At 71.9% G+C, this 18,119-nt stretch carries 15 protein-coding genes and 1 pseudogene; 4 read left to right on the top strand and 12 right to left on the bottom strand.

Translation table 11 applies throughout. The features are described from left to right. Nucleotides 1-108, top strand: a pseudogene (locus ACZ6KO_RS18370) (ATP-binding protein); the annotation flags it as partial. Nucleotides 109-298: 190 nt separating this feature from the next. Here ACZ6KO_RS18370 and ACZ6KO_RS18365 read toward each other — a convergent pair. After that, nucleotides 299-496: an acyl-CoA carboxylase subunit epsilon gene (locus ACZ6KO_RS18365; RefSeq protein ID WP_469304959.1), complete on the bottom strand. Its 198-nt coding sequence runs from the start codon at nucleotides 494-496 to the stop codon at nucleotides 299-301. 16 nt (nucleotides 497-512) lie between these two features. Next, nucleotides 513-2,096 carry an acyl-CoA carboxylase subunit beta gene (locus tag ACZ6KO_RS18360; RefSeq protein ID WP_469304958.1) on the bottom strand — a complete coding sequence of 528 codons (1,584 nt, stop codon included), beginning with the start codon at nucleotides 2,094-2,096 and terminating at the stop codon, nucleotides 513-515. Between the two features lie 257 nt (nucleotides 2,097-2,353). Between ACZ6KO_RS18360 and ACZ6KO_RS18355 the strand changes: the two genes are divergently transcribed. Next, nucleotides 2,354-2,962, top strand: coding sequence for a YceI family protein (locus ACZ6KO_RS18355; RefSeq protein ID WP_469304957.1), 609 nt, complete (start codon nucleotides 2,354-2,356; stop codon nucleotides 2,960-2,962). A 59-nt stretch (nucleotides 2,963-3,021) separates the two neighbouring features. Here ACZ6KO_RS18355 and ACZ6KO_RS18350 read toward each other — a convergent pair whose 3' ends face one another. The 6 genes from ACZ6KO_RS18350 to ureA all read right to left on the bottom strand — a co-directional run bounded on the left by ACZ6KO_RS18350 (nucleotide 3,022) and on the right by ureA (nucleotide 10,589). Next, nucleotides 3,022-4,365, bottom strand: a complete 1,344-nt coding sequence (locus tag ACZ6KO_RS18350; RefSeq protein ID WP_469304956.1) for a hypothetical protein — start codon at nucleotides 4,363-4,365, stop codon at nucleotides 3,022-3,024. A gap of 96 nt (nucleotides 4,366-4,461) precedes the next feature. After that, nucleotides 4,462-6,081, bottom strand: coding sequence for a citramalate synthase (gene cimA, locus ACZ6KO_RS18345; RefSeq protein ID WP_469304955.1), 1,620 nt, complete (start codon nucleotides 6,079-6,081; stop codon nucleotides 4,462-4,464). Nucleotides 6,082-6,388: 307 nt separating this feature from the next. Beyond that, nucleotides 6,389-7,021 carry a TetR/AcrR family transcriptional regulator gene (locus ACZ6KO_RS18340; RefSeq protein ID WP_469304954.1) on the bottom strand — a complete coding sequence of 211 codons (633 nt, stop codon included), beginning with the start codon at nucleotides 7,019-7,021 and terminating at the stop codon, nucleotides 6,389-6,391. Nucleotides 7,022-7,055: 34 nt separating this feature from the next. Then, nucleotides 7,056-8,111, bottom strand: a complete 1,056-nt coding sequence (locus ACZ6KO_RS18335; protein WP_469304953.1) for an agmatine deiminase family protein — start codon at nucleotides 8,109-8,111, stop codon at nucleotides 7,056-7,058. Between the two features lie 52 nt (nucleotides 8,112-8,163). After that, nucleotides 8,164-9,897 (bottom strand): urease subunit alpha, encoded by a 1,734-nt coding sequence (locus tag ACZ6KO_RS18330; RefSeq protein WP_469304952.1) that lies wholly within the window; start codon nucleotides 9,895-9,897, stop codon nucleotides 8,164-8,166. Beyond that, nucleotides 9,894-10,589, bottom strand: coding sequence for an urease subunit gamma (gene ureA / locus ACZ6KO_RS18325; protein ID WP_469304951.1), 696 nt, complete (start codon nucleotides 10,587-10,589; stop codon nucleotides 9,894-9,896). The genes ACZ6KO_RS18330 and ureA overlap by 4 nt, the downstream gene beginning before the upstream one ends. Nucleotides 10,590-10,764: 175 nt before the next feature. On the opposite strand from ureA, the gene ACZ6KO_RS18320 reads away from it, so the two are divergent. Continuing rightward, nucleotides 10,765-12,210 carry a cytosine permease gene (locus ACZ6KO_RS18320; protein ID WP_469304950.1) on the top strand — a complete coding sequence of 482 codons (1,446 nt, stop codon included), beginning with the start codon at nucleotides 10,765-10,767 and terminating at the stop codon, nucleotides 12,208-12,210. Between the two features lie 84 nt (nucleotides 12,211-12,294). Here the strand turns inward: ACZ6KO_RS18320 and ACZ6KO_RS18315 are convergent, their stop codons facing one another. The 3 genes from ACZ6KO_RS18315 to ACZ6KO_RS18305 all read right to left on the bottom strand — a co-directional run bounded on the left by ACZ6KO_RS18315 (nucleotide 12,295) and on the right by ACZ6KO_RS18305 (nucleotide 14,877). Continuing rightward, entirely contained in the window at nucleotides 12,295-13,380 is a 1,086-nt protein-coding gene (locus ACZ6KO_RS18315) for a branched-chain amino acid aminotransferase (protein WP_469304949.1), read from the bottom strand. A gap of 228 nt (nucleotides 13,381-13,608) precedes the next feature. Then, complete coding sequence (locus ACZ6KO_RS18310) at nucleotides 13,609-14,649, bottom strand: 3-isopropylmalate dehydrogenase (protein WP_469304948.1); 1,041 nt, start codon at nucleotides 14,647-14,649, stop codon at nucleotides 13,609-13,611. Nucleotides 14,650-14,742: 93 nt separating this feature from the next. Further along, nucleotides 14,743-14,877 carry a hypothetical protein gene (locus ACZ6KO_RS18305; RefSeq protein ID WP_469304947.1) on the bottom strand — a complete coding sequence of 45 codons (135 nt, stop codon included), beginning with the start codon at nucleotides 14,875-14,877 and terminating at the stop codon, nucleotides 14,743-14,745. A 463-nt stretch (nucleotides 14,878-15,340) separates the two neighbouring features. Here ACZ6KO_RS18305 and ACZ6KO_RS18300 point away from each other — a divergent pair, with 463 nt between their 5' ends. Next, complete coding sequence (locus tag ACZ6KO_RS18300; protein ID WP_469304946.1) at nucleotides 15,341-17,377, top strand: phosphocholine-specific phospholipase C; 2,037 nt, start codon at nucleotides 15,341-15,343, stop codon at nucleotides 17,375-17,377. 195 nt (nucleotides 17,378-17,572) lie between these two features. On the opposite strand, the gene ACZ6KO_RS18295 is transcribed toward ACZ6KO_RS18300, so the two are convergent. Beyond that, nucleotides 17,573-18,118 (bottom strand): GNAT family N-acetyltransferase, encoded by a 546-nt coding sequence (locus ACZ6KO_RS18295; protein WP_469304945.1) that lies wholly within the window; start codon nucleotides 18,116-18,118, stop codon nucleotides 17,573-17,575. Nucleotide 18,119 lies beyond the last annotated feature (1 nt).

Raw genomic sequence — 18,119 nt, 5'->3', positions numbered from 1 at the left:
ATCGGCCCCGACGCACCCATCATCACCACCGACGCCCGCCACCGCGCCGACGCCAAGAGCGCCCTCATCACGCTCGTCGAACACGCCCTCATGGCGCGCCTGCGGTAGGCGACGACGCTCTCTCGGACAGGCCCCCGTACGCGCGCAGCGTGCGGGGGCCTGTCCCGTACCGCCCCGGGGGCCTGTCCCGTACCGCCGCGGGGCCGCTCCCGGACCGCCGGGACTCGGGGTCCGGACATGCGTGAGGCCCCGCACCCGGGTCGGGTGCGGGGCCTCACGTCGAGAGCCGTGGCGGGACTCAGCCCTGCCAGCTGTGCGGCGCGCGGAAGCCGGGCGTGCGCTCCAGGCGGCGCCAGCCGGCCGTGGAACGGGACCGGCGGGCGGCCGGGACCTCCGAGGTGGAGGCGGCGCGGGCCAGCAGGATCGCGGTGATCGCGGCCAGCTCCTCGGGCTCGGCGTTGCCCTTCTCGACGCGCAGCAGCATGTCGGTGCTCATCGGTGGCTTCTCTCCCTTACTGCGGCGGGTTGCCGTGCTTGCGGGACGGCAGGTCGGCGTGCTTGTTGCGGAGCATCGCGAGGGCGCTGATGAGCGTCCCTCGGGTGTCCGCCGGGTCGATGACGTCGTCGACGAGGCCGCGCTCGGCCGCGTAGTACGGGTGCATCAGCTCGGCCTTGTACTCCTTGACCATGCGGGCGCGCATGGCCTCGGGGTCCTCGGCGTCGGAGATCTGCTTGCGGAAGATGACGTTGGCCGCGCCCTCGGCGCCCATGACCGCGATCTCGTTGGTCGGCCACGCGTACGTGATGTCGGCGCCGATGGACTGGGAGTCCATGACGATGTACGCGCCGCCGTAGGCCTTGCGCAGGATCAGCGAGATCCGCGGGACCGTGGCGTTGCAGTAGGCGTAGAGGAGCTTGGCTCCGTGGCGGATGATGCCGCCGTGCTCCTGGCTGACGCCCGGCAGGAAGCCGGGGACGTCCAGCAGCGTGATGATGGGAATGTTGAAAGCATCGCACATCTGGACGAACCGGGCGGCCTTCTCGGACGCCTCGATGTCCAGGACGCCGGCCAGGTGGCCGGGCTGGTTGGCGACGATGCCCACGACCTGGCCGTCCATCCGGGCCAGGGCACAGATGATGTTGCGGGCCCAGCGCTCGTGGATCTCCAGGACGTCGCCGTCGTCGACGACCTCCTCGATGACCTTGAGCATGTCGTACGGGCGGTTGCCGTCGGCGGGAACGAGGTCCAGCAGGACGTCGGAGCGCCGGTCGGCGGAGTCGTCGGTCGGGTGCAGCGGCGGGTTCTCGCGGTTGTTCGACGGGAGCATCGTGATGAGGTACCGGACCTCGGCGATGCAGGTCTCCTCGTCGTCGTACGCGAAGTGCGCGACGCCGGAGGTCTCGGCGTGCACGTCCGCGCCGCCGAGCCCGTTCTGCGTGATCTCCTCGCCCGTCACCGCGCGGACCACGTCCGGGCCGGTGATGAACATCTGCGAGGTGTCCCGGACCATGAACACGAAGTCCGTCAGGGCCGGGGAGTACGCCGCGCCGCCCGCGCACGGGCCGAGCATCACCGAGATCTGCGGGATGACCCCCGAGGCGCGGGTGTTGCGCTGGAAGATGCCGCCGTACCCGGCGAGCGCGCTGACGCCCTCCTGGATCCGCGCGCCCGCCCCGTCGTTGAGGGAGACCAGCGGGGCACCGGCCGCGATGGCCATGTCCATGATCTTGTGGATCTTCGTCGCGTGGGCCTCGCCCAGCGCACCGCCGAAGATCCGGAAGTCGTGCGCGTACACGAAGACCGTGCGGCCCTCGACCGTGCCCCAGCCGGTGATCACACCGTCGGTGTACGGCTTCTTCGCCTCCAGACCGAAGCCGGAGGCGCGGTGCCGGCGCAGCTGCTCGACCTCCCGGAAGGAGCCCTCGTCCAGCAGCAGGGCGATGCGCTCACGGGCGGTCAGCTTGCCCTTGGCGTGCTGCGCCTCGGTCGCCCGGTCACTGGGGCCGCGCCGCGCCTGCTCGCGCAGGTCGTACAGCTCGGCCACGCGCCCGCGGGCGTCCGTCGGCTCGCTCGGAGTCTGGTCCACAACGGTCATGTACTGACCTTACGAAGCCGACCAAGAAAAACCTTCCGTTGATTCCGCACAGTCTCGGGAGCTATCCGCTGTACGGCCCGGACAGTAGCCCGATGGGATGCATGGACATCACCAGTACGGACCAGCGGCGGTTGTGGGCACCGCACAAAACGGCGTGTCGCGCCTCCGGAAGGTTGAAATTTGAACGGAATGGGCCTAACGTCGTTCTCGTTGAAAGTTCAACAACAACGGATCACCCCCACACCGAGGAGCACGTCATGGGTCTGTTCACCCGCCGCACCCCGCAGGACACCGCCGCCGTCGCCACCCTGGAGGTCGACCCGGCCCTCGCCGCCCTCACCGGCGACTACGTCATCGACCCCGCCCACAGCAGCATCGGCTTCACCGTGCGCCACGCCATGGTGACCAACGTGCGGGGCAGCTTCACCGGCCACGAGGGCAGCCTGCACCTCGACGGCGCGGACCCGTCCCGCTCCACGGCCTCGATCGACGTCACGATCGCCTCCGTGGACACCGGCATCGCGGACCGTGACACCCACCTGCGCAGCGCGGACTTCTTCGACGCCGAGACCTTCCCGCTGATGCGCTTCCGTTCCACCGGGGCGCAGCAGCTCGGCGGCGACCTGTACCGCATCGCCGGTGAGCTGACCATCAAGGACGTCACGCGCCCGCTCTCCATCGACCTGGAGTTCAACGGCGCGGCCACCGACGTCTACGGCAGCGAGCGCGTCGGCTTCGAGGGCACGGCCGAGATCCTGCGCTCCGACTGGGGCCTGACGTGGAACGCCGCGCTGGAGGCGGGCGGTGTGATGGTCAGCGACAAGGTGAAGCTGACCTTCGACATCTCGGCGGTCAAGCAGGCCTGACCCGGCACGACGAAGCACCGGCGACCGGGGCGGCCGGAACCCGCCCCGGCCGGGGGCGGCTAGAACCCGCCCCCTCCGTCGAAGCCGCCGCCCCCGCCGAAGAAGTCGCCGCCGCCGAAGTCCGAGCCGTCGAAGTCGGCGCCGGAGTACTCCCCGCCCTCGAAACCGCCGCCGTCGCCGTACCCGCCGCTCCAGTCGGAGGCGTACGCCGGGCTGGACATCATCGAGCCGAGCAGGGTGCCGACCAGCAGGCCGGGCAGGATGCCGCCGCCGAAGTAGCCGCCGGCCCACGGCCCGTACGCGGGGCCCGCGTCGTAGTAGGGCCGCCGCCCCTGAGCCGTCTCGACCGTGCGGACCATCGGTTCGTCGCCCTCGCGCAGCCGGACCGCGTCCGCCGCGCAGACCGGCACCGTACGGGCGGCCCCGCCGGCCGGCGCCCACGCGGCGTCCTCGGTGCTGGGCCCGTGCCGCGGGTCGAAGAAGCAGGGCAGCCGGCGCTCGGGCAGCGCCCGGCCCTCCCGGCGGGCGGCGAGCACGGCCAGCGCGTGGCGGCCGTCCTCCAGGGCCTGCGTGACACCGATGACCTCTTGGGGGTGCTGGACGCCGCCCATGATCTGCTTGGCCTTGTCGTAGGAGTCCAGGGCCCGCTCGTAGTCCCCGCGCATGGCGTCGTCCGCGCCGGGCTCCGAGGGGTGGAAGTCCAGCCGTTCGAGTTCCTCGCCGAAGGCCGTGATGTCCTCGTCGACCACGACGCGCAGCTTCTCGACGGCCTCGCGCTCGGCGGCTTCCTTCCTGCGGCGCTTGGTGCGGACCAGGGTGTACGCGCCGCCGCCACCGATCAGGGCCACCGCCCCGAGGCCGACCAGCGCACTGATGGACACGCCTGCGCCGTCACCGGCGCCCGTGCTGCCCCAGGAAGCCGGCGCCTTGCCCTTGACCTGTGGCAGGGCCTGGTCGACGAAGTTGTTCAGCTCGGTGACGGCGTCCACGGGACCGCCGGCCTTCACCGCGTCGGTGAGGTTGCGGACGGCGTTGCCGGGCATGACCGAACGATCGGCGCCCGCGTCGAACCCGTCGCCCAGCCGGATCGCGTACAGCCCGGTGATCCCGGTCTGCGTCCGGACGGTGCGCAGCACGCTGTCGGCCGGGAACTCGGCGGCGGTGGGCAGCACGGCGACGAACACCGGCTTGCCCGCGTCCTTGATCTTCCGCGCGAGCGCGTCCGCCTGTGCCGGGGGCAACTGCGCCTCGGCGCGTGGATCGACGTAGACCGGGCCCTCCTTGAAGGCCTCCGCCACGGCGGCTGGGCCGGTGGCCGCGGCCGCCTGCGGGGCCGCCGCGAGGGCCCCCGCCGACAGGGCCAGCAGCAGACCGGAGAGCACGGATATCAGCCTGGTCCTCATGTCTACGACGCTACCGGAACCGGGCCTTCCCTGTGTTAATAGGACATAAGGGCACCCGGTGCCGGTGAGCTGCGACGACGTCGGCGCGCGGGACCCCTACTCGGCCGGTTCGACACCCGCGTGCAGGAGGCCGTAGGTGATGGCGTCCTCCAGGGCCTGCCAGGAGGCCGCGATCACGTTCGGGGCCACGCCCACGGTGTTCCACTCGCGCACGCCGTCCGTCGTGGCGATCAGGACACGGGTCGTGGACTCCGTGCCGTGCTTGCCCTCCAGGATGCGGACCTTGTAGTCCACCAGCTCGAACTTGGCCAGCTGCGGGTAGAAGCGCTCCAGGGCGACCCGCAGCGCGCGGTCCAGCGCGTTGACGGGGCCGTTGCCCTCGGCCGTCGCGACGATCCGCTCGCCCTTGGCCCACAGCTTCACCGTGGCCTCGTTGGCGTGCGTACCGTCCGGGCGGTCCTCGACGATCGCGCGCCAGGACTCCGTACGGAAGTACTTGCGGGCGCGGCCCTCGACCTCGGTGCGCAGCAGCAGCTCGAAGGAGGCGTCGGCGGCCTCGTAGGTGTAGCCGGCGAGCTCGCGCTCCTTGACCCGCTCGACCACGCGGGAGACCAGCGCGCGGTCCCCGCCGAGGTCGACGCCGAGCTCCTTGCCCTTGAGCTCGATCGAGGCGCGGCCGGCCATGTCGGAGACCAGCATCCGCATGGTGTTGCCGACCCGCTCGGGGTCGATGTGCTGGTAGAGGTCGGGGTCGACCTTGATCGCGGAGGCGTGCAGGCCGGCCTTGTGCGCGAAGGCCGAGACACCCACGTAGGGCTGGTGCGTGGACGGGGTGAGGTTGACGACCTCGGCGATGGCGTGCGAGATGCGGGTCATCTCGGCCAGCGCGCCCTCGGGCAGGACCTGACGGCCGTACTTGATCTCCAGCGCGGCGACCACCGGGAACAGGTTGGCGTTGCCGACCCGCTCGCCGTAGCCGTTGGCGGTGCACTGCACGTGCGTGGCCCCCGCGTCGACGGCGGCGAGGGTGTTGGCGACCGCGCAGCCGGTGTCGTCCTGGGCGTGGATGCCCAGCCGGGCTCCGGTGTCGGCGAGCACGGTGGCGACCACGGCCGTGATCTGCGCCGGGAGCATGCCGCCGTTGGTGTCGCAGAGGATGACCACGTCCGCGCCGGCCTCGTGCGCGGTCCGGACGACCGACTTGGCGTACTCGGCGTCGGCCCGGTAGCCGTCGAAGAAGTGCTCGCAGTCGACGAACACGCGCCGGCCCTGCTCGCGCAGGTAGGAGACGGTGTCGCGGACCATGGCGAGGTTCTCGTCGAGGGTGGTGCGCAGCGCGAGCTCGACGTGCCGGTCGTGGGACTTGGCGACCAGCGTGATGACCGGCGCGCCGGACTCCAGCAGGGCTCTGACCTGCGGGTCCTCGGCCGCCGAGCCGCCGGCGCGGCGGGTCGCGCCGAAGGCGACGAGCTGGGCGTGCTTGAGGTCGAGCTCGCGGGCACGGGCGAAGAACTCGGTGTCGCGGGGGTTGGCGCCGGGCCAGCCGCCCTCGATGAAGCCCACGCCGAACTCGTCCAGGTGCCGGGCGATCGTCAGCTTGTCGGCGACCGTGAGGTTGATGCCCTCACGCTGGGCGCCGTCGCGCAGGGTGGTGTCGAAGACGTGGAAGCTGTCGCCCGGGCCCCGGGTCGGCGTGGTCGCCTCTGTCGTCGTCATGCTGATCTGACTCCTGTCGGATGAGTGGCTCCGGATGCCCGCCCCAGGGGAGGCCGCCGCCACTGCCCCCATCATCGCGCGCACCCGTTGCCCCGGCCGGAATGGAGCCGGGAAACGAAAAGACCTCTCGCGGGTGCGAGAGGTCTGCGCGCGGGTCTGGGGCACGATGGCCGCCGCCGCGAAGTTCTTCCACGGTTCAGCGGCCACTGCGGACCGGCGCGCTGCTGCCGATAATCATGGACGGAGCAAGCACATCCGCAGTGTGGCACAGCGCCCGGCGCGCGCGGACACCGGTCTCACCATTCGGTCAGGCGTCCGCGGTCCCGCCGGAGGCCCGGGGTGCGAGCGCGTCGGTGAGGTACGCGTGCACGTGGTCGAGGATGTCCTGGCGGGAGACCGTGGGCAGCCCGACCGCCAGCTGGATGCTGAACCCGTCGAGCAGCGCCCGGGTGCGCGCGGCGAAGCGGTCGGCGTCCACCGGCCGGAACTCGCCGCGCGAGACGCCCTCGGCGAGCAGCGCGACCAGGTCGCGGTGCCAGGCTCCCTCGATGGCGGCCTGGCGGTCGCGCTCCTCGGGGCCGGCGTTCTGCGAGCGGTTCCAGACCTCCAGCCACAGGGTCCAGTGCGGGTCGCGGGCGCCCTCGGGGATGTACAGGTCGACGTACGCCTCCAGGCGCTCGCGCACCGGGCCGCGCCGGGCGAGCAGGGCGCGGCGCTCGTCGCCGAGCGCGGCCTCGCTCCACTCCAGGGTCTGCAGCAGGAGCTCGTCCTTGCTGCGGAAGTAGTAGAGGAGGTGGCCGCTGCTCATGCCGACCTGGCGGCCGAGCCCCGCCATGGTCAGGCCTTCCAGGCCGCGCTCGGCGATCGTGGCCATGGCGGCGACGAGGACGTCCTCGCGAGGCGGCGCGTTCTTCCGCGCGCGTACTCCACCCGCCACCATGGGCCACTCCTCGCCGTTCCGCCTCCGGTGCTTCTCAGACCTTCGGCTGCTGCTGGGTGATGCAGTGGATACCGCCACCCCCGGCGAAAATCGTACGTGCGTCGACCAGGGTGACGGTGCGGTCGGGGAAGAGACCGCGGAAGATCTCGGCGGCCTCCTCGTCGCGCGGGTCGTCGAAGGAGCACAGCACCACGCCGTCGTTGCACAGGAAGTGGTTGATGTAGGAGTAGTCGACCCAGTCGCCGTCCTCCTCCAGCACGGTGGGCGCCGGGATCTCCACGACCTCGAGCCGCCGGCCCCGCGCGTCGGTGGACGCGCGCAGGATGGCCGCGATGGTCTTGCAGCGCTCGTGGTCGGGGTGGGCCGGGTCGGGCTGGGTGTGCACCATCACCACGCCGGGGCGGGCGAAGGCGGCGACGATGTCCACGTGCCCCTGGGTGCCGTAGGTGCCGTAGTCGCCGGCGAGGCCGTACGGCAGCCAGATGGCCTTGGTGGTGCCGAGGTGGGCGTGGATCTCGGCCTCGACCTGCTCGCGGGTCCAGCCGGGGTTGCGGCCCTTGCCCAGCTGCACGGTGTCCGTGAGCAGGACGGTGCCCTCGCCGTCCACGTGGATGGCGCCGCCCTCGTTGACCAGCGGGGTGCTGTACGTCCGGGTGCCGGCCAGGTCGGAGACGTGCCGGGCGATCTTGGAGTCGTGCTCCCAGCGGGCCCACTCCTGGGCGCCCCAGCCGTTGAACGTCCAGTCCACGGCGGCGAGGCGGCCTGCGCCGTCGGTGACGAAGGTGGGCCCGATGTCGCGCATCCAGGCGTCGTCGAGCTCGCGCTCGACGAGGGTGACCGGGTGCCGGTCGCCGTCGCCGACCACGGCGCGGGCGCTGTCGGCGTCGCCGGGCGAGACGACCAGGGTGACGGGCTCGTAGGCGCTCACCGCGCGGGCGACGGCGCCCCAGGCGCGGCGGGCCTCGTCGAGCTCCTGGTCGTTGGTGAAGGTCGGGTTGGGGCTGGGCCAGGCCATCCAGGTGCGCTCGTGCGGGGCCCACTCGGGGGGCATGGCGAATCCGTCGGCGGCGGGGGTGGTCGGCTGGGTCATGGCGGGAATCCTTGGAGGAGGGCTGAGCCGGTGTGCGGGCGGGGCCGGCGGCTCAGAGGAAGTACAGGCGGTTGAGGGTGACCGACTCGGCGGCCTCGGAGCGCAGCGGGTCACCGTCAAGGGTGACCAGTCCGCTGCGCGCGTCCACATCGACCGCGCCCACCCGGGAGTTGAGCAGGAGGTCCGCGGGGCCGATGCCGCGGGTGCCGCGGACGGCGACCCGGCGGCGCCGGGTCGGCATCCGGTCGGAGTCGAGGGCCGCGGCCGCGGCGGAGACGAAGGCGACGGAGATGTCGGCGGCCGTCGCCCCGTACGCGCCGAACTGCGGGCCGAGGACGAGCGGCTCGCAGGTGTCGGTGGCGGCGTTGGGGTCGCCGGTGACGCCGTACGCCGGGAAGCCGGACTTCAGCACCAGCTGCGGCTTGGCGCCGAAGAACTGGGGGCGCCACAGCACGATGTCGGCGAGCTTGCCGACCTCGATGGAACCGATCTCGTGGGCGAGGCCGTGGGCGATGGCCGGGTTGATGGTCAGCTTGGCCATGTAGCGCAGGACGCGGGCGTTGTCGTCGCCCTCGCCGTCGCCTTCCATCGGGCCGAGCTCGGCCTTCATCTTGGCGGCCATGGCGAAGGTGCGCCGGACGGTCTCGCCGGCGCGGCCCATGCCCTGGGCGTCGGAGGAGGTGATGCCGATCGCGCCCAGGTCGTGCAGCACGTCCTCGGCGCCCATCGTCCCGGCGCGGATGCGGTCGCGGGCCATGGCGGCGTCGCCGGGCAGGTCCGGCTTGAGGTCGTGGACGGAGACGATCATGCCGTAGTGCTCGGCGACCGCGTCCCGGCCGAAGGGCAGGGTGGGGTTGGTGGAGGAGCCGATGACGTTCGGCACGCCCGCCATCTTGAGCACGTTGGGCACGTGTCCGCCGCCGCAGCCCTCGATGTGGAAGGCGTGGATGGTACGGCCCTCCAGCACCCGCAGGGTGTCCTCGACGGAGAGGCACTCGTTGAGGCCGTCCGAGTGCAGGGCGACCTGGACGTCGTGTTCCTCGGCCACCCGCAGGGCGGTGTCGAGGGCGCGGGTGTGGGCGCCCATGTCCTCGTGGACCTTGAAGCCGGAGGCGCCGCCCTCGGCGAGGGCCTCGACCAGGGGTGCGGCGTCCGAGGAGGAGCCGCGGGCGAGGAAGCCGATGTTGACGGGCCAGGCGTCGAAGGCGTTGAAGGCGTGCTTCAGGGCCCACGGGGAGTTGACGCCGACGCCCCAGACGGGGCCGAACTCCTGGCCGATGATCGTGGTGACGCCCGCGGCGAGCGAGGCCTCCATGACGCGCGGCGAGAGCAGGTGGACGTGGGTGTCGACGGCGCCCGCGGTGGCGATCAGGCCCTCGCCGGAGACGATCGACGTACCCGTGCCGACGACGACGTCGACCCCGTCCAGGGTGTCGGGGTTGCCGGCCCGGCCGATGGCGTGGATGCGGCCCTCGCGGATGCCGATGGAGACCTTGGCGACACCGAGGACGGCGTCGATGACCAGCACGTTGCTGATCACGACGTCGCAGGTCTCGCGGACGGCGGCCGCCTTGAGGTGCAGGCCGTCGCGGGCGGTCTTGCCGAAGCCGGCGAGGAACTCGTCGCCGGGCTTCTGGGCGTCGTGCTCGACCCGTACGGTCAGCCCGGAGTCGCCGAGGCGGACCCGGTCCCCGGCCCGGGGGCCGAAGACGGAGGCGTACTCGTGGGGGTCGATGTGCCGGCTGCCCGGCGCGCAGTGGTCGCTGTGTCGGGTCTGCTTGCTCATCGACGCTCTCCTTCCGCGCCCAGGTAACCGCAGGCCGCGGCCTTGCGCAGGGCTTCCTCCCGGGCCCCCGGGGCGTCGAGGGGGCCGTCGACCAGACCGGCGAAGCCGATGGCGACGCGGTCGCCGCCGATGGGGACCAGGCCGATCTCGGCCTCGCCGCCGGCGTCGAAGCGGACCGAGGAGCCCGCGGGGACGCACAGCCGCATGCCGTAGGCGGCCGCGCGGTCGAAGTCCAGGCGCGGGTTGGCCTCGAAGAAGTGGAAGTGCGAGGTCACGCTGACCGGGACGGTCGCGGTGTTGCGCACGGTCAGCCGCAGTGCGGGCTCGGGGGCCGGGGTGTCGGGGCCGGGGACGACCGCGCCGGGGGCGTCGTCGCCCAGACCGGTCGCGCCCCGGATCGGGGAGGAGACCACGGCGAGCCGGGAGCCGTCGTCGAAGACGGCCTCCACGTGCACCTCGGTGACCACGTCGGCGACGCCGGGCAGGACGTCGTCGGGGCCCAGCACGCTGCGGGCCGCCTCGATCGCCTCGGCCAGGCGCCGGCCGTCGCGGGCCGCCTCGCAGACCGTGTCCGCGATCAGCGCGGTGGCCTCCGGGACATTGAGCCTGAGGCCGCGGGCGCGACGGGCCCGGGCCAGTTCCGCCGCTCCGAAGAGCAGTAGCCGGTCGCGCTCCGTAGGGGTCAGCCGCACGACGTACACCTCCAAGGTCCAACGTTTAGAGCATCACTCTAACTCTTCACTTCTCCGCAAGGAACCATTGACCGGGCACCAGGCCTTAGGTCACATTGAGTGTCGCTCAAAGCTGGCCTCAGAACCTGCCCCACACCCTCGCCGTCCGCCCGTCCTCTGCACCGGGAGTCCCCCCATGCCCATCGAACAGCGCGGAGTCGACACCGTCCCCGAGGAGGAACGGACCAGCGGTCCCCGTGACCTCGTCTCGATCCTGCTGGGCTCGAACCTCTGCCTCGGTGTGATCGTGTTCGGCTGGCTGCCGCCCTCCTTCGGGCTGGGCCTGTGGCCCTCGGTCACCGCCATCGTCACCGGCACCCTGATCGGCATCGCGTTCACCGCGCCGCTCGCACTGGTGTCCCTGCGTACGGCGACCAACCTGTCGACCTCCAGCGGCGCCCAGTTCGGCGTCCGCGGCCGCCTCGTCGGCTCCGTGGTCGGCCTGCTCCTCTCCCTCGGGTACACCGCGCTCACGCTGTGGATCGGCGGCGACGTGATGGTGGGCGTGCTCTCCCGGCTCACCGGGCTGCCGGACACCGGCGTGACACGGGCCGCGATGTACGGCGTCCTGGCCGCGTGCACGGTCGTCGGGGCCGTCTTCGGCTACCGGCTGCTGCTGCGGATGAGCAAGCTGCTCTCCGTCGCCATGCTCGTGCTCCTCGCCGCCGGTGTCCTCGCCTACGCCGGCGACTTCACCACCGCCGCGCCGCCCGGCACCGACTACCTGCTGGGCTCCTTCTGGCCGACCTGGGTACTGGCCGCCGTCGCCGCCGGGCTGAGCGGGCCGGTCGCCTTCATCACCCTGCTCGGCGACTACACGCGCTACATCTCCCCGCGCCGGCACAGCTCCCGCAAGGTCTTCTGGGCCACCTGCGCGGGGCTGCTCGCCGGACTGCTGATCCCGCAGCTCTTCGGTACGTACACCGCGCTGGCCGCCCGCGCCGGCACCGACTACGCCGGCCCCCTGGTGGACGCCGCGCCGTACTGGTACCTGCTGCCGCTGCTGGCGGCCGCCGCCGGCGGCTCGGTGGGCAACGCCGGGCTGATGCTCTACTCCATGGGCCTGGACCTGGACGCGATCGTGCCGAGGGCCACCCGGACCACGGCCACCCTGGTGGCCGCGGCCGTCGCGACCGCCTTCGTCTTCGTCGGCTCCTTCGAGTGGAACGCGCAGGCCGCGATGACCTCGTTCGTGCTGCTGCTGACCGCCATCGGCACCCCGTGGGCGGTGATCACCCTGATCGGGTACGTACGCTGCCAGGGCCGGTACGACGCCGACGCCCTCCAGGTGTTCAACCGGCGCTCGGTCGGCGGCGCCTACTGGTACCGCGGCGGCTGGAACGTCGCGGCCACCGTCTCCTGGGCGGCGGGCGCCCTGGTCGGCCTGCTCGCCGTGTCCACCCCGGTCTACGAGGGACCACTGCTGGCCCTGACCGGCGGTGTGGACTGCTCCTTCGTCCTGTCGGGCCTGGCCGGCGCGGTGGTCTACTCGCTGCTGACCGCGTGGACCGCCCCGGCCGCCGTTCTCGCGCCCGCGGCCGCGGACCCCGAGGGGGCCGCCCCCGGATCCGCGGCCGTCTGAGCCACGGACGTCTGTACGGCGAAGGGCCCGCCTCCCCCGAGGGGAGGCGGGCCCTTCGCCCGTGACGCGCGACGCGCGGCCGGCTCAGCCGAGCGGGTGCATCCAGCCGTGCGCGTCGGCGGCCCGGCCGGTCTGGAGGTCCAGCAGCGCCTTGCGGAGCTTCATGGTGACCTCGCCGGGCTCGCCGTCGCCCTGGGTGAAGTTGGCGCGCTCGGACTTGACCGAGCCGACCGGGGTGATGACGGCGGCGGTGCCGCAGGCGAACACCTCGGTGAGGGTGCCGTTCTCGTTGTCGCGGATCCAGTCCTCGGTGGAGATACGCCCCTCCTCGGCGGTGTAGCCGAGGTCGCGGGCGATGGTGAGGAGCGAGTCACGCGTGATGCCCGGCAGCAGCGAGCCGGTGAGCTCGGGGGTGACGATGCGGTCGCCGTACACGAAGTACAGGTTCATGCCCCCCATCTCCTCGATCCAGCGGTGCTCGACCGCGTCCAGCCAGACCACCTGGTCGCAGCCGTGCGCGGCGGCCTGGGCCTGGGCGACGAGGGAGGCCGCGTAGTTGCCGCCGGTCTTGGCCGCGCCGGTGCCGCCCTTGACGGCGCGGACGTACTCCTCGGAGAGCCAGACGGACACCGGCTTGACGCCACCGGGGAAGTAGGCGCCGGCGGGCGAGGCGATGACCATGAAGAGGAACTCGTTGGCCGGGCGGACGCCGAGGCCGACCTCGCTGGCGAACATGAACGGCCGCAGGTACAGCGAGGCCTCGCCGGAGTCCGGCACCCAGGCGCGGTCCTGCTGGATGAGCGCGTCACAGGCGGCGATGAACAGCTCGGTGGGCAGCTCCGGCATGGCCATGCGGCGGGCGGAGGCCTGGAACCGCTCGGCGTTGGCCTGCGGGCGGAAGGTGGCGACGGTGCCGTCGGGCTGCTTGTACGCCTTGAGGCCCTCGAAGATCGTCTGCGCGTAGTGCAGGGTCATGTTGGCCGGGTCGATCGACAGCGGCGCGTACGGGACCAGCTCCGCGTCGTGCCAGCCGCGGCCCTCGGTCCACTTGACCGTGACCATGTGGTCGGTGAAGTGGCGGCCGAATCCGGGGCTGGCCAGGATCGCCTCGCGCTCCGCGTCGGACAGCGGGTTCGAGGAGGGCTTGAGCTCGATCGTGGGCGTCGTCATGAGTGCTTGTCCTTCACCGTTTCGTAGGGCGGACCGCGCTCACGGCGTACTAGGACGTCCGAGCTTCCCCGTATTCCGCGGCCTCGCGTTCGATTATCGCCCGCGGGGTGGCTTCGGAGAAACGGGGCGTAGCGGCCCAGGGGAGATGGTGGCACCCGGGGCCGCACAGGGAAAGCCGCCGGGTGATGGTGCTGCCCGGCGGCTTCCTTGCGGGTGGAGCTGCCGGGGTCAGCCGGCTACTCGGGCGGCGAGGGCGTCGCCGATCCGGTCGGTGGAGCGGAAGGTGCCGTCGCGCTCGGCCAGATCGGCGCTGACCGCGTCCTCGATGCGGACGGCCTCGGCCTCGAAGCCGAGGTGGCGCAGCAGGAGGGCGACGGAGAGGATCGTCGCGGTCGGGTCGGCCTTGCCGGTGCCGGCGATGTCCGGGGCCGAGCCGTGGACGGGCTCGAACATGGACGGGAAGGCGCCGGTGGGGTTGATGTTCCCGGAGGCGGCGAGCCCGATGCCGCCGGTGACGGCGGCGGCCAGGTCGGTGAGGATGTCACCGAAGAGGTTGTCCGTGACGATGACGTCGAAGCGCTCGGGCTGGGTGACGAAGAAGATCGTCGCGGCGTCGACGTGCAGGTAGTCGGTGGTGACCTCGGGGTACTCCTGGCCGACCCGGTCGAAGATGTTCTTCCACAGGTGGCCCGCGTACACGAGGACGTTGTTCTTGTGGACCAGCGTCAGCTTCTTGCGGGGGCGGGAGTTCGCCCGCTCGTACGCGTCGCGCACGACGCGCTCGACACCGTACGCGGTGTTGACGCTGACCTCGGTGGCCACCTCGGCGGGGGTGCCGGTGCGCAGCGAGCCGCCGTTGCCGGTGTACGGGCCCTCGGTGCCCTCGCGGACGACCACGAAGTCGATGTCCGGCCGGCCGGCCAGCGGGGTGGCTGTGTTCGGGAACAGCTTCGAGGGCCGCAGGTTGATGAAGTGGTCGAAGGCGAAGCGCAGCTTCAGCAGCAGCCCGCGCTCCAGGACCCCGGACGGGACCGACGGGTCGCCGATGGCGCCGAGCAGGATCGCGTCGTGGTGCCGCAGGGCTTCCAGCTCCGCGTCCGGGAGGGTCTCACCGGTGCGGTGCCAGCGCTGGGCGCCGAGGTCGTATTCCTTGGTCTCCAGCTTCACGTCCTGCGGCAGGACCGCGGAGAGGACCTTCAGGCCCTGCGCCACCACTTCCTGACCGATGCCGTCACCGGGGATCACTGCGAGATTGATGCTGTGCGCCATGACGGCACCGTACTCCCTGTCCCAGCCCCTGACACGTCATGTCCAGCATGTGGAACCACGTGTCAAGGGCGCACGCCGTGCGGGGCCGTTGGGTCAGTGGCCGGTGGAGCCGCCGTTGTCGCGGCGGTCGAGGGCGCGCTGGAGGGCGGCCGCGGCGTTCTTGCGGTCGGCGTCGGCGGCGGAGGAGCGGCGCAGGCGGCGGGAGGCGGAGGCGGTGGTGGTGTGCATGGTGATCGACTCCTTGAGATCACGGCGTGGCGGGGCCACGGATGAGGGGTTCCTTCAAGGCGCCGGAAGGGGCGGGGAGCGGGGCGCCGCAGGGGTTGCCTGCCAGGGGCGCGCTCCGGACCGCCCTTCGCTGGATCAGCGAGACGTTCGGCTCCTACCAAGCTAGGGCACCCCGCGCTGTATGTCTCCGCAATTACTCGGACTTCCTACTATCTGAGACGCCGCACCCCCCGTACGGCGGTCCCGGGGCCCCTCGCGCGGCCCGGCACCCGGGCGAGGAAGGGTTCGTTCAGGCCACCGAAAGGCGCATTGGTTCGAAACCGCACCAATCCCCAGCACGCTGGAACGTCGGCAACCGGAAGTTAATCCAGGGATTACTGCACGGATCTAGACCTTTAAGCTCCGGACCCCCACCCTTGCCTCGACGTGCCGCCGGGGCACGTCGTGACACGAGGGACTGGGTATGACTCCCATCAGCCGCAGGGGATTCGTCGGCATCGGGGCGGGGCTGGTCGCGGGGGCGACCCTGTCCGGGGCCTCGGCGGCGTCCGCGTCGGCGGCGGCCCGCAGCGCCACCGGGACGATCACGGACGTGAAGCACGTGGTGATCCTGATGCAGGAGAACCGCAGCTTCGACCACTACTTCGGCCGTCTCAAGGGCGTCCGCGGCTTCGGCGACCGCGCCGCGGGCAACATCCCCGGCGGCTGGGGCATGTTCAACCAGCCCAACTGGGGCGGCCGCCAGTACCCCTGGAAGCTCTCCGCCACCCCGCCGGCGGGCGGCGTGGACGGCGAGACCCTCGCCCAGTGCAACGGCGACCTGCCGCACAGCTGGACCTCGCAGCACGCGGCGTGGAACAAGGGCCGGATGGACAACTGGGTCCTGGGCGTCGGCAACACCCGCACCCTCGGTTACCTGGACCGCGGCGACATCCCCTTCCACTACGGGCTCGCCGACCACTACACGATCTGCGACGCGTACTTCTGCTCCGCGCTCAGCGCCACCGGCCCCAACCGCACCTTCCTGTGGAGCGGGAAGATCGACGCCTCCAGCAAGGACGGCGGCGACGAGTCCGGGCTGACCTGGGAGACGTACGCGGAGGCCCTCCAGCGGGCCGGGATGACCTGGAAGGTCTACCAGAACGCCCAGGACAACTACGGCGACAACGGGCTCGCCTACTTCAAGAGGTTCACCGACGCCCGGCCCGGCGACCCGCTGTGGGACCGGGGCATGGGCTCGGTGCCCAAGGTCACCGGCTCCACCCCCGACGACATCGCGGCCGCCATCCGCGCGGACGTCGTCGCCGGCACCCTCCCCCAGGTCTCCTGGGTCGTCGCCAGCGAGGCGTTCTCCGAGCACCCCTACGCCCCGCCGGGCGACGGCGCGCACTTCGTGGACCTGGTCTACCGGGCGCTGGCGGCGGATCCGGAGGTCTTCGACTCCACCGTCCTCTTCCTCAACTACGACGAGAACGACGGCTTCTTCGACCACGTCCCGCCGCCCGTCGCCCCGCCCGGGACGCCCGGCGAGTACCTCGACGGCACCCCGATCGGCCTCGGCTTCCGCGTGCCCATGCTGGTGATGTCCCCGTGGACCCGCGGCGGCTGGGTGAGCTCGGAGGTCTTCGACCACACCTCGGTGCTGCGCTTCATGGAGACCTGGACGGCGGCCCTGGGCACCCCGGCCACCTGCCCGAACATCAGCGCCTGGCGCCGCAGGGTGGTCGGCGACCTGACCGGAGTGTTCGACTTCAGGAACCCGGTGTACGGCGTCCCGGCGAACCTGCCGTCCACCGCCAAGGTGATCGGGCAGTCGACCTGCGCCCCGCTGCCCAACCCGGTGCCGCAGGACAACGCCCTGCCGGCGCAGGAGCCGGGCACCCGCCCGGCGCGGGCCCTGCCCTACCAGGTCAACGGCAACCTGGACCGCTTCGAGTTCGGCGCGGCCGGCAAGATCCTGGCCTGGTTCTCGATGACCAACCAGGGCACGCAGGCGACCCGTCCGGCGCACTTCTCCATCCACCCGCACCAGCACCGCAACACAGAGGCCTGGCAGTACACGGTGGACGCGGGCGGCACGGCCGCCGACTACTTCAACATCGGCCTCGGCCACGGCTCCGGCAAGTACGACATCTCGATGCACGGGCCGAACCGCTTCCTGCGCCGCTTCATCGGCGACGCGTCGAAGGCGGGCAGGGCGATCGAGGCGGCGGCACGCTTCGCGGTGGAGCCGGGCACCGGCAAGACGGCGATCTGGTTCAGGATGACCAACACCTCGGGCGCGCCGGTCACCTTCACCATCCGCTCCAACGCCTACCGCACGGACGGCCCGTGGACGTACACGGTCCCGGCGAACTCCGCGCGCGAGGACTACTTCAACGCGGTGGCCCACCACAACGGCTGGTACGACTTCACGGTCCTGGCGGACGTCGACGGCACCTGGTCGCGCCGCTACACGGGCCACATAGAGACGGGCGCGCCGAGCGTGACGGGCGCCTAGGTCGTCTCTTTCGGATCTTGCCGGTTAAGCCCGCGTCGTCCGGTGCCGTGCATCGCAAGGCGGAGAGGCTCCCGATTACTGGACGTCCTCGGGTGCCTCGACAACGCGGCGAGGTGCGGTGCCGGGCGGCGCGGGTCTGGGGGCACCTCCCAGCGGTAGCTGGGGGAGCAAGATCCGGAAGAGACGGCCTAGTACTCAGAGCACGTCCCCGTCCCGCCAGTCGAAGTCGAGCCGTCCGGCGGGGTCCGGCCAGGACCCCCCGGGCGGCGTCCACACGTAGGTGGAGCCCTCCTCCTCCGGCAGCCGCAGCGGTCCGCCGGGCGAGAGCGCGCCGATCTCCCCGCCCCACACCCGCCAGCCGCGGCCGGCGTACAGGGCGGCGCCCTCGTCGGAGGCGGACAGCGCCCCGAGCACATAGGCTCCCGTTATCACCTCTTCGAGCGCGTCCATCACCGCGTTCCCCAGCCCCCGGCGCCGGTACCCCTCCCGTACGGCGACGGCCTCGACGTACCCCGTGCGCAGGGCCGTGCCCCCGTGGACCACCCGCCGCTGCACGACGCTGCCGTGGGCGACCAGATTCCCGTCCCGGTGCACCAGGGCGTGCATCCCGCCGAGCCCGTGCTCGAAGTCCTCGTCGGAGAAGTCGCCGTCGAAGGCGGCGTCGAGCAGGGCGCGTATCGCGCGGCGCTCTTCGCCCGTCAGCTGCGAGGTGTGCGCGAGCCGTGTCCGTGTATCGGTCATA

The organism is Streptomyces sp. NPDC042102 (genome assembly GCF_055582305.1).
Note: the sequence above shows the minus strand (reverse complement) of the source record. Positions and strands in the feature narration are given on the sequence as shown.